The 11,487-nt window shown below is 33.3% G+C and carries 8 protein-coding genes and 3 pseudogenes; 8 read left to right on the top strand and 3 right to left on the bottom strand.

Annotated features, from left to right (window positions below):
* Positions 1–798: 798 nt before the first annotated feature.
* The 5 genes and pseudogenes from HNP99_RS13200 to HNP99_RS13180 form a co-directional block, all read left to right on the top strand.
* Positions 799–1,041: pseudogene (locus HNP99_RS13200) on the top strand (transposase); the annotation flags it as partial.
* Between the two features lie 247 nt (positions 1,042–1,288).
* Positions 1,289–1,664, top strand: a pseudogene (locus HNP99_RS13195) (pyrroline-5-carboxylate reductase family protein); the annotation flags it as partial.
* Between the two features lie 206 nt (positions 1,665–1,870).
* Entirely contained in the window at positions 1,871–2,266 is a 396-nt protein-coding gene (locus HNP99_RS13190; protein ID WP_173853847.1) for a hypothetical protein, read from the top strand.
* Positions 2,263–2,475 carry a hypothetical protein gene (locus tag HNP99_RS13185; protein ID WP_173853846.1) on the top strand — a complete coding sequence of 71 codons (213 nt, stop codon included), beginning with the start codon at positions 2,263–2,265 and terminating at the stop codon, positions 2,473–2,475. The genes HNP99_RS13190 and HNP99_RS13185 overlap by 4 nt, the downstream gene beginning before the upstream one ends.
* A gap of 26 nt (positions 2,476–2,501) precedes the next feature.
* Positions 2,502–3,452 (top strand): annotated as a pseudogene (locus tag HNP99_RS13180) (2-hydroxyacid dehydrogenase); the annotation flags it as partial.
* 479 nt (positions 3,453–3,931) lie between these two features.
* Here HNP99_RS13180 and HNP99_RS13170 read toward each other — a convergent pair.
* The gene (locus HNP99_RS13170; RefSeq protein WP_173853845.1) at positions 3,932–5,734 is read right to left on the bottom strand and encodes a GNAT family N-acyltransferase; all 1,803 of its coding nucleotides are present in this window, start codon (positions 5,732–5,734) and stop codon (positions 3,932–3,934) included.
* 137 nt (positions 5,735–5,871) lie between these two features.
* Between HNP99_RS13170 and HNP99_RS13165 the strand changes: the two genes are divergently transcribed.
* From HNP99_RS13165 to HNP99_RS13155, 3 genes are all read left to right on the top strand, one after another.
* Entirely contained in the window at positions 5,872–6,636 is a 765-nt protein-coding gene (locus HNP99_RS13165) for an exodeoxyribonuclease III (RefSeq protein WP_173853844.1), read from the top strand.
* A 27-nt stretch (positions 6,637–6,663) separates the two neighbouring features.
* Positions 6,664–7,605 carry an OmpA/MotB family protein gene (locus HNP99_RS13160; RefSeq protein ID WP_173853843.1) on the top strand — a complete coding sequence of 314 codons (942 nt, stop codon included), beginning with the start codon at positions 6,664–6,666 and terminating at the stop codon, positions 7,603–7,605.
* Between the two features lie 105 nt (positions 7,606–7,710).
* Entirely contained in the window at positions 7,711–8,748 is a 1,038-nt protein-coding gene (locus tag HNP99_RS13155; protein WP_173853842.1) for an aldo/keto reductase, read from the top strand.
* A 126-nt stretch (positions 8,749–8,874) separates the two neighbouring features.
* On the opposite strand, the gene HNP99_RS13150 is transcribed toward HNP99_RS13155, so the two are convergent.
* Entirely contained in the window at positions 8,875–10,836 is a 1,962-nt protein-coding gene (locus HNP99_RS13150; protein WP_173853841.1) for a transglycosylase domain-containing protein, read from the bottom strand.
* A 204-nt stretch (positions 10,837–11,040) separates the two neighbouring features.
* On the bottom strand, positions 11,041–11,451 hold the full coding sequence (locus tag HNP99_RS13145; RefSeq protein ID WP_173853840.1) for a hypothetical protein: 411 nt from the start codon (positions 11,449–11,451) through the stop codon (positions 11,041–11,043).
* Positions 11,452–11,487: the final 36 nt, after the last annotated feature.

The raw sequence follows: 11,487 nt of genomic DNA, 5'->3' as shown, positions 1-11,487 counted from the left end.
TTTTAGGATCTCATTAAAAGATTCTTGCATTGGGATAAGATTTTAAAATACAAATATCCTTATTTAAATATTTCCCCACAACAATATGTATTGATTCGGAAGTTTTAGAAAAATTAATATTTTTGTAGTATTAACAATGAGATATGACTTCTATAAACGTTTTGAAATTTATGCTCCCTGATTTTTTAATTGAGAACTTTGAAATAGTTTCTACAACTAATTTTGAGTAAAACTTGCATCTCTATTTTGAAGAAAAATCAAAACCTCCCAAAGAGTTTGATTCTTTGGAATTAGTATCCAAAGGGTTTTGGGTTGGAATCACAATTCAAGATTTCCCACTAAAGGTAAATTTATTTTCTTACACATTAAACGTTGTCATTGGACAGATAAAATGAATGGTGAGATTGTTAAATGAGATTGGCAGTTAGTTGACAAGGGAACACTTATGATGCAAGAATTTGCGGTTTTTTTTAAAAGAAATTAATATATATAACACCGCTATTAACTGTAACACCATTGGCGTTTTTTTTGGTGTTGACCATAAAAAACTCCAAAGGAAGTATAAAAATCATTTAAGTTCTTTTAGCAGTTAGGAATCTAGAAAACATGCCCATCAATGGATTATCTACCCTAAAATGTACTCATCTTGCAATTGACAAAGTTGCCTTGTCCTAAGGTGAACTGTATCTATTGTAGCCAATAAAAAAGAAAAAGGCAAAAAAGGATCATTAGTGGCTATTGTTGTTGGTACTAAAACAGAACAAGTTAGTAAAATCAATTTAAAAAAAAAGACAAGCAGTTATAGAGATCACTCTTGATATGGCCAATACCATGAAGTTGATAGCTAAAAAATGTTTTTCAAAAGCCATACAAGTAACAGATCGCATCCATGTACATGAATTAGTCTTAGAGACATTACAAGAAATTAGAATCAAGTACCGCTGGGAGGTAATGGATAGAGAGAACCAGCCGATACTACAAGCTAAATCAGAAAACAAAACTTACATTCCCCCAACTTTAAAAATAATGGATATACTGTAAAACAGTTATTAGCTAGAAGTCGCTATTTACTATATAAATGAAGAGAAAAGTGGACGCATGCCCAAGTAGAAAGAGCACAGCTTCTATTTGAAATCTATCCTGATTTAAAAACACAATATGTTTTGTCTCAGTAACTAAGAGCTATTTACAACAATAATAACGATAAATATGTCGTTATGTTAAAATTTTGCAGACTGGTATAGAAAAATGGAAGAATCGGGCTTTTAAAACGGAGCCAGATCCAAAAGTGGTAAAACTGTTTGCAGATCTTGGTACAGCACCAGTTATTGATGAGAAATTAATGGATGCGGCAACAGTGCTTGCGGCCTCAGGAACAGTATTTGCATTACGTTACATACGTGCGTCTATGCAAGCTGGAATTGAGATTGGTTTTGACTGGCAAACGGCCCCTAGAAATTACGGCACAAACCGTAAAAGGAGCGGCCAAAATGCTAATGAAAGAACAAGTGCGCCCAGAACAATTAATTGATCGCGTGACTACACCACAAGGTTGTACCATAGCGGGAATAAGAGAAATGGAATCGCACGGTTTTAGTTCATCAATAATTCGCGGAATCAAAGCAGCATTAAAAAAATCAATGGATAAACCTATAAGGAATTGACTTTTGAGCGTTCCCCCATTAAAAAAAGGGTCTTATTAGCATGAGTGTTAATGAAGCCCTTTTTTTAATGGTGTCGGGCTATACGCGCTACGTGGGTAGCTTGCTGCTATCCCTCATGCGGGCATGTAAATTACACTGATTAATATTCTTGCAAAAATTACGCAACCATTGTTGTATATTAGCATCTTAGCTAAAAAACATATCTTATGAAAAAGTTAGTATTATTTGCTGCATTGTTATTCGGTTTTCTTAGTTGTTCATCAACTACTGAAGCTGTTACTAATACACAATCTATTGAAGGTACTTGGAAATTAGTTGCAATGAGTGGTGGTATCACTGGAAGAACAACAACTCCAACAACCAATAAGGAAATTCAAATCTCTAAATCTGAAGTTAAGATTTATGAAAATGGTACTTTAATAGCAACCGAAAACTATACTATTGAAACTAAAAAATCTATTTTTGGTGGAGACAAACAAATGCTTGTTTATACTTCTGGCAGTCCAAGTCAATCTTATGTTTTAGAAGGAAATAAATTGCTTTTAAATGATGAATGCTACGATTGTTACCAAAAAGAATATATAAAAAAAATAAAATCATGAAACCAACTTATAAAATAATGCTGAAAGCTTTTGTGGCAGGAGGAACTGTATTTGCTGTAGTTATGGCAATGTGGGATCTTATAGACAGTAAGCAGTTTAACGTATGGAAATTTATGGCCAATTTAATCTTCTTTGGGTTATTTATGGCTTTGTACATGCGATACAATTATAAAAAGCAAATACAAAAAAATCCTAATTCTAATTTGTAACTTTGGGCAACAGAAAATAAATGATCATGTTGCATCCCGAAAATATTAAAATTCTACATATAGATAGCAATAATCCCATTATGATGGAGCAATTGCAAGCGTTAGGATTTACAAATCATACCGATTTTACTTCTACAAAAGAAGAAGTAGAAGCTAAGATTCATGACTATCAAGGAATCGTTATTCGAAGTCGGTTTAAGATTGATAAACAATTCCTTGATAAAGCTATAAATCTTCAGTTTATAGCACGTGTAGGCGCTGGTCTCGAAAGTATAGACTGCGAATATGCAACAAACAAAAATGTAACGCTTATCGCCGCTCCTGAAGGAAATCGCAATGCTGTTGCAGAGCATACTTTAGGGATGATTCTTTCCCTTTTCAATAAATTTAACACAGCCGATAAGGAAATTCGTTCGGGTCACTGGAATCGAGAGGGTAATCGCGGCCATGAATTGGATGGAAAAACTGTTGGAATCATTGGTTATGGAAATATGGGAAAATCGTTTGCCAAAAAACTGCGTGGTTTTGATGTTGAAGTTTTGTGCTATGATATTCTTGAGAATGTTGGCGATGTAAATGCTAAACAAGTTTCGTTAGCCGAATTTCAACAAAAAGCAGAGGTATTGAGTTTGCATATTCCGTGGACACCAGAAACGGATAAAATGGTCGATACGGCTTTTATCAATGGTTTTACTAAACCATTTTGGATAATCAATACTTCAAGAGGTAAAAATATTGTTACAGCTGATTTAGTTACAGCAATGAAATCAGCTAAAGTGTTAGGAGCAGGGCTTGATGTCTTAGAATATGAAAAACTGTCTTTTGAAACACTATTTCAAGAAGATAATACGCCTGAAGCTTTTCAATATTTATTAGAAGCGCCAAATGTGATTTTGACTCCCCACGTTGCCGGTTGGACATTTGAAAGTCACGAGCGTCTAGCGCAGGTTATTGTAGATAAGATAAAAGCAAAATATTTTGAATCAGAAATAGAAGTTGTTACGCAAAAAAGGGTAATTGGAATAGGTGGTTTTTTCTTTAAATCTAAAAACTCCAAAGAATTAGTTGCTTGGTACGGTAAATATCTTGGTTTAAAAACAGATGATTACGGATCAACATTTTGGTGGAAAGATAATGAAGGTAACGATTGTGCTACTCAATGGTCTCCATTTGCAGCTGATACTACTTATTTTGCGCCAAGTGAAAAACAGTTCATGCAGAATTTTAGAGTGCATAATCTTGAGGGATTATTAGCAACGCTAAAAACTGAAGGCGTAACTATTGTAGGAGAAATGCAATCATTTGATTATGGTAAGTTCGGATGGATTCTAGATCCGGAAGGCAATAAAATTGAGCTATGGGAGCCAGTTGATGCTGTATTTAAAACAAATTGATTTTAAGACATAAAAAAGTCTCGACATTGTCGAGACTTTTTAGCTTTTATAATATAGAGAAATTAATCTTCCTTCTCAGTGAGTTTGCGCTCTAATTCAGCTTGAAATTCTTCCATAACGGGTTTCATGGTGCTTTCAGGGATATCTGCAATTCTAATATACATCAATCCATCTACTGCGTTATTAAATAATGGGTCAACATTGAAGGCAACTACTTTTGCATTTTGTTTGATGTATTTTTTAATCAATACAGGTAAACGCAATACGCCTGGCTCTAGTTCATCAATAATTTTATCAAATTTATTCAAGTCGGCTTCTGTTTCATTAAATATGAAATCTTTATCAGCGTCTTTTAATTTTACTTTATATGCCTTTTTAGGGTGAATATATTGAGCAATATACGGATCGTAATAATTTGATTTCATGAATTCAATCATTAACGATTTTGAGAAATCAGAAAATTGATTGCTAATACTTACGCCACCTAAAAGGTATTTATGTTCTGGGAAACGCAATGTAGTATGAATGATTCCTTTCCATAAAAGGAACAATGGCATTGGCTTTTGTTGGTATTCTTTGATGATAAATGCACGACCCATTTCAATAGATTTGTGCATCATATCGTGTAACTCATGTTCAAAACGGAAGAGTTCATTTAAATAAAAACCTTCAATTCCGTACTTAGGAAAAATCTCCGACCCTAATCCCATGCGGTAAGCTCCAGCTATTTTTTTAGCTTCGTCATCCCAAAGAAATAAATGGTGGTAGTATTGGTCAAATTTATCTAAATCAAGGGATTCATTCGTTCCTTCGCCTACTGCTCTAAAGGTGATTTCGCGCAAGCGACCTATTTCGTGTAGAACATTTGGTATGTTTTTCGCTTCCGCAAAAAACACTTCGTAGTTCTTACTTTGTAATAACCTGCAATCCATCTCGCGTAGTTTGTCTACTTCGGCAATTATCATTTCGCTTTTAGCGGGAGTTGCAATTTCTTTAGGACTTTTTGGAAGTTTTAAATGCGGCGTAGTTAGTAATTTACTTTCTTTTTCAAAAGGATTCGCTAGCATGTAGGTTTTCTTTCGTAAAAACTCTGAATAGCTTTCTAATGATTTATGTTCGTTTTGCTCAGCTACAGATATTGGTTTTCCGATACGTACTTTTATAACGCGATTTTTTTGACTAAAAACTTCTGATGGCAGCTTTGCAGTTCTAAAAGTGCCGCTAATCTTAGAAAGTAAGTAGAAAAGGCGGCTGTTTTTAGCATGAAAATAAATAGGAACAACAGGGACCTGTGCTTTTCTAATTACTTTAATTGCGCCTTCTTCCCAGGGTTTGTCTACCATTAATTGTCCATCTCTATAACTAGAAACTTCTCCTGCAGGAAACATACCTAATGGCTTTCCGTCGCTTAAATGGCGTAACGTTTCTTTGATTCCTACCACGCTTGATTTGATATCCTTATGATTTTCAAAAGGATTCACTGGCATGATGTATTTTTTTAAAGGGGCTATTCGGTGTAAAAGAAAATTAGCAATGATCTTAAAATTAGGTTCTCTTTCAAGCATTAATTTTAACAACAAAACACCATCAATCCCTCCCAGCGGATGGTTAGATATGGTGATATAGGCGCCATCTTTGGGCAAACGTTTTAAATCTTCTTCAGGAATTTCAAATTTTATTTGTAATTCGTCTACAATTGCATTTAAAAAATCAGTGTCTTCAAGATGTTTATTTCTATCGTAGAATTTATTGAGCTTAGAAATCTTAAGTACTTTCATTAATAACCAACCGGAAAAGGTTCCGAAAACCCCATATTTCTCAGCGTTTATAGCTTTTGCAACTTCTTTGGCGGTAACTAAACCCATTTATTTTGTATTTTTCGAGCGAAAAACAAAGATAGAAAAAAACTCTATTATCTAATCATTTATGGATTGGATTTTAAGGTTTTTATGAGAGAAACTTTTTTATTTTTAGTACTTTTGAAAATCAAAATGGATAAAAAATGAGAATAATCTCCTATAATGTAAACGGAATTCGTGCTGCGATTTCCAAAGGTTTCATAACTTGGTTGCAACAAGCAGATCCCGATGTAATTTGTCTTCAGGAAATTAAGGCAACGCCAGAGCAAATTCCGTTATTGGATTTTGAGCTTGCTGGTTACCCTTATCACTACTGGTTTCCAGCTACAAAAAAAGGGTATAGTGGTGTCGCAATATTGTGCAAAGTGAAGCCCAATAATGTAGTTTATGGTACTGGAATTGAACACATGGATTTTGAGGGTAGGAATATTCGTGTTGATTTTGATTCACTTTCTGTGATGAGTTTGTATTTGCCGTCAGGAACAAATAGTGAAAGATTGAGTCATAAATTTATGTATATGGATGATTTTCAAAATTACATTACTGACTTAAAAAAGGACATCCCTAATCTTGTGATTTGTGGTGATTATAATATTTGTCATGAGGCAATTGATATTCACGATCCTATTAGAAATAAAAATGTCTCAGGGTTTTTACCTGCAGAGCGCAGCTGGTTAACTGATTTTTTAGATAATGGATTTGTTGATAGTTTTCGTTTTTTAAACAAAGAACCTGATAATTATACTTGGTGGACTATGCGTGTTCCTACCGCGAGAGCAAACAACAAAGGATGGCGTATTGATTATTGTTTAGTGAGCGCACCACTTAAAGACAAGATAAAAAGAGCCGTAATATTACCCGAGGCAAAACATTCAGACCATTGCCCTGTTTTAGTAGAAATAGCATAAATTAAATCACAATTTTAAAATATAAAAATGATAAAAAAAATTTCCTTAGGATTAATAGTAATCGCATTTGCAAGCTCATGTGTTTCTAAAAAAATATACGCTGATTTAGAGAATAAGTATACTGATTTGAAAAAAGAAAATAGAGTTCTTGCTGATGGTAATGCGGATCTATTGTTAAATAAAAATCAGCTAGAAATGGCACAAGATTCTTTAAAAACAGAGATGAATAAAGTGAAATCAGAACGTGATAAACTACTGGCTGATAAAAGTGCTTTGCAAAATAAAATGGACGTTCTACAACAATCCTACAGTGCTTTAGAAAAAAATAGCAGTGATGCGTTGCAGGCTAACATGAGTAAAAACCGTGATTTGTTAGCTCAATTAGATGCTAAAGCAAAAGCGTTAGCGATTGAGCAAGAGCGTTTGAGTAAAAATGCACAACGTTTAGAAGAATTAGAATCATTAGTTGCGGCGAAAGAAGCTACTATGAAAAAATTAAAAGAGACCTTGTCAAATGCTTTGAATAGTTTTGAAGGCAAAGGACTTACCGTAGAGCAAAAAAATGGTAAAGTGTATGTTTCTATGGAAAATAAATTGCTTTTTAATTCAGGAAGTTATTCTGTAGGTTCTGAAGGTAAGAAAGCAGTAGTTGAAGTAGGTAAAGTATTGGGAGATAATCCGGATATTGCTGTTTTGATTGAAGGTCATACTGATAATGATGGGTTTTCTAGTTCAGGGCCAATTGCTAATAACTGGGATTTATCAACAAAAAGAGCAACGGCAATTGTTGCTATTTTAGGAGAAAACGCTAATGTGAACAAACAAAACCTTACTGCTGCGGGAAGAAGTGAATATGCCCCACTAGCATCTAATGCTACTGCTGAAGGAAAAGCGAAGAATCGTAGAATTGAAATAATTTTAACGCCAAGATTAGATGAAATTGCTGATATGTTAAAAGAGATCAACTAAACTACTATTAAGTAAAAGTTAAAAAAGGCTCAAAGACATTCTTTGAGCCTTTTCTATTATAAAAACCTTTGTAACTTTGTGTTTTCAAAATCGAATAAAAATATAATGAAATATACTACATTACCCAATACCGATATAAAAGTTAGCAAGATTTGTTTAGGTACAATGACTTTTGGTCAACAAAATACAGAAGCTGAAGGACATGCTCAAATGGATTATGCCTTAGAACGTGGCGTGAATTTTTTTGATACTGCCGAGATGTATTCTATTCCAGCAAGTGAAAAAACTTACGGAAGTACAGAAAAAGTAATTGGAACTTGGTTAAAAAAATCAGGTAGGAGAGAAGAGGTAGTTTTGGCTTCAAAAATTGCAGGTCCAAATCCTAATTTTACTTATATGCGTGACAAGGTTGACTTTTCTCCTGAAAGTATTAAATATGCCTTAGACAATAGTTTGAAACGTTTGCAAACGGATTATTTGGACTTGTATCAATTGCACTGGCCAGAAAGAAAAACAAATACCTTTGGTCAACGTGGTTTTACATTACAGGATGATGAGTGGGAAGATAATATTCATGAAGTATTAACTACTCTTGATGGATTTGTGAAAGAAGGAAAAATAAAACACATAGGTCTTTCTAATGAAAATGCGTGGGGAATTATGCGTTTTCTAGAGGAGAATAAATACAATAATTTGCCTCGAGTAAAAACGATACAGAATCCTTATTCGCTGTTAAATCGACTTTTTGAAAATGCTTCTTCTGAGATTTGCGCTAGAGAAAATGTAGGTTTGTTGGCTTATTCGCCAATGGGATTTGGAGTTTTATCAGGTAAGTTTTTAACGGGAGAAAGTCATCCAAAAGCAAGAATCAACTTGTTCCCACAATACACAAGATACAATAGCGCTCAATGTACTGAGGCAACAAAATTATACCATGAAATTGCAGTTAAAAATGGATTAACGTTAACGGAATTAGCACTTGCTTTTATCGAACAAAAACCGTTTTTGACGAGTACTATTATTGGAGCAACTACTTTGGGACAATTAAAAGAAAATATAGATACCATCAATGTCACTTTATCTGAAGATGTTTTAAAAGCAATTGATGGTGTACAGGCAATAATTCCTGATCCAGCACCTTAATTATAAGAATTTTTAAATAAAAAAGTGTTCCGTTTTCATGTTTTGAAAATGGAACACTTTTTTTATAGCAAATTTTTTAAACTAGTATGTATTTAGTTTTAAATAAAAATCAGTAATTCATTGGGTCTAAAAATCAAATTCATCACTTACTTTTACAGAATCTACAGCAACAGTATCTTGAGCTTTAATGCGAAGATAAGATCTAGCTGGGCCAGAAATAAATAGCGGTAATGATTTATAAATGGTGTCATCAATAGCTAATAAGCCTCTTTTAAGCATAATGTTCGTTAGGAAACGTTCTTGCTGCGCAGCAAACTCTTTTAGTTTTCCTTGATCATTAAACTGGTACATGAATTTTTTTGGGCTTGGAATAATTCGTGCAAGGTACAAGCATTCATTAAAGTTTAATTGATCGGGTTTTTTTTGAAAATAAAATTTACTAGCTTCTCCTATTCCGTAAACATTAGGCCCCCATTCAATAATATTAAAGTACACTTCGAGCATGCGTTCTTTACTAACGATTCTGTTATTTTCTAAAATGTAAACTAATAGAATTTCCTCTAACTTTCTAGAGACTGTTTTTTCTCGAGTTAAAAAAACATTTTTAATTAATTGCATGCTTATGGTGCTGGCACCGCGAGCGAATTTTTTAGTTTTAATGTTCTTGACAATAGATTGTTTAAATGCTTCATTTATAAACCCGTGATGCGAGAAGAATGAAGGGTCTTCGGTAGTTAAAACACACTTTTTAAGATAAGGCGAAATTGCGCTCATGGGCGTATAATTTGCATTAGCATTACCAACTAAAATAGGACGTTGCAATACCTCTTTTATGATTGCTCTATAGATAAACTCGCCGTTGAGTTTGTTCAAATTAGCTTCTCCGTATTTAGTTATTTTTAGATTTTCTTTATTAATGTTACTGTCAAAGACTAATTGATCAGGTTTGTTTTTATTGAATTTAAAATCAAGCTTGTAATCAAAATTACCCTCAGCTTCCATTCCTTGAAAATGGGTAAATAATCCATCAGGAAGTGAATTGATGAAATCTTGCGCTTTCATTTTGGGAATGTTAACTTTGAGCTTGTAAATCGTATCAGACTCAGTTTCATAAGACAAGTATGGACGGAATTTAATCGAATTAAACTGAGCTGTTGAATTGCTATCTACCGCAACAAAATCAGAGCCTAATAATAAACGGTAATCCAATCGTGCGTTCTTGATGACCACATCTTTCGCAGCAATTTTAGGATGATTAATCTTTAAATTCACTATTGATGTAAAGCCGTCAATATGCAATTCGTTACCACTACGGTCAATGTTTTCAATATTCAGTCTAATGGAGTCGAAACTTGCTATTAAATTGTAACGTTCATCAAAATAAGGCACTTTAATAGCGCCAGTATCCCTGTTAAAAAAACGCAGATCAGCTTTTTTATTTCGAGGATCAGCGAAGCCTTTTATTTTCCAGCGTTGTGAAAAAGTATTTGTTTGAACATTAATAGCTGTTTCCATATTTGAGTTTGCCAAAACTAAATCTTGAATATCAATAAATGCTTTCTTGCCGTTATCGTCTATTTTAAACTTTAGATTCTCGATTTTCATGTCGGTGGGAATCAAATTCAGTACTTTGGAGATAATGCGGTAAGCAAAGACAGCATAATCTCTTTTATCATTTGTAGCCACTTCACTACTATCTTTTTTTAAAAAAGCCGCGAAATTTTTACGGTCTCCTTTTTGTATAAGTTGAACTAAGCCATTGTTTATTTTTAAGGTGCCAAGTTGAATGTCGCCAGAGAACAAATGCCAGAAGTTTATGCTTGTTTCCATTTTTTGAATATCAAAAAGGGTATCAGCATCTTTAGGAACTAATGTGATTTTAGTTAGTTTTATTCCAGTAAGCCCATTGAATTCGGCTTTTTCTACGGTGAATTTACTGTTGTATTTTTGATCCAATTTACTGGAAACCTTTTGTATGGCCTGCTGAAGTAGTGTGTCTCTAAAAATGATAAAGCCTGTAAATAATGCTAATAGCATTAGTACAAGAATTGTTAAGCTAATTTTTATTTTACGTTTTTTATTTTTCATTAATCGTGTTGCGTTTAGCAATGACTTAAATGCTTCCTTGATTTAATTACTGCATTACGCAAACAAATTTAACTGAATAGTGGGGAATATATTTTGTTATTGTGAAAAAATATAATGTTTAGTTTATTTACAAGGCATAAAAAAACTACAAGGATTAGGTCGTAGTTTTAAAGTATGTGATTAAAAAGAGATTAATTGGCTATTTTATTGTGCGAAAAACTTTTTTACTTTAGCAACAATTTGGTTGGAAGTCATACTGTCTGAAGTTTCTACTAATTTTAATTTGCTGGGTAAAGTTGATTTTTCAATATTAATTTTATGTTCTAACTTAGTTTTTGTTTCTGCAGGGCCAAAAATATAAAGTTCATCGGTATCGTTTATTTTTGCAATGATTCCTTTAAAATAGTTATTAATCTCGTGTTTTCGTCTTTCGTCAAATGTATTTTGAGAGTCAATATGTTGATGACCAATAAAACTTCCTTTGTCACCTTCTTTATCGTGATAGATTCGGTTCTCTAAATCAGATTCAATTTCCGTTACAGTTTCTTTACCATTATTTAAAGTTACAATGATTGCTTTTCTAGAGTCAATCCATATACCAGTTTGCTTCTTCATCTTGTAATTTTTTTAAATTAGTACTATATTATAGTT

Origin of the sequence: Flavobacterium gelidicaeli, assembly GCF_013294005.1 — a bacterium.
GTDB lineage: Bacteria > Bacteroidota > Bacteroidia > Flavobacteriales > Flavobacteriaceae > Flavobacterium.
Note: the sequence above shows the minus strand (reverse complement) of the source record. Positions and strands in the feature narration are given on the sequence as shown.

What these genes read in the sequence shown, in the direction of transcription:
- HNP99_RS13190 (WP_173853847.1), top strand. Translation starts at nt 1,871, where the DNA reads ATGAAAAAGTTAGTATTATTTGCTGCATTGTTATTCGGTTTTCTTAGT.
- HNP99_RS13185 (WP_173853846.1), top strand. Translation starts at nt 2,263, where the DNA reads ATGAAACCAACTTATAAAATAATGCTGAAAGCTTTTGTGGCAGGAGGA.
- HNP99_RS13170 (WP_173853845.1), bottom strand. Translation starts at nt 5,734, where the DNA reads ATGGGTTTAGTTACCGCCAAAGAAGTTGCAAAAGCTATAAACGCTGAG.
- HNP99_RS13165 (WP_173853844.1), top strand. Translation starts at nt 5,872, where the DNA reads ATGAGAATAATCTCCTATAATGTAAACGGAATTCGTGCTGCGATTTCC.
- HNP99_RS13160 (WP_173853843.1), top strand. Translation starts at nt 6,664, where the DNA reads ATGATAAAAAAAATTTCCTTAGGATTAATAGTAATCGCATTTGCAAGC.
- HNP99_RS13155 (WP_173853842.1), top strand. Translation starts at nt 7,711, where the DNA reads ATGAAATATACTACATTACCCAATACCGATATAAAAGTTAGCAAGATT.
- HNP99_RS13150 (WP_173853841.1), bottom strand. Translation starts at nt 10,836, where the DNA reads ATGAAAAATAAAAAACGTAAAATAAAAATTAGCTTAACAATTCTTGTA.
- HNP99_RS13145 (WP_173853840.1), bottom strand. Translation starts at nt 11,451, where the DNA reads ATGAAGAAGCAAACTGGTATATGGATTGACTCTAGAAAAGCAATCATT.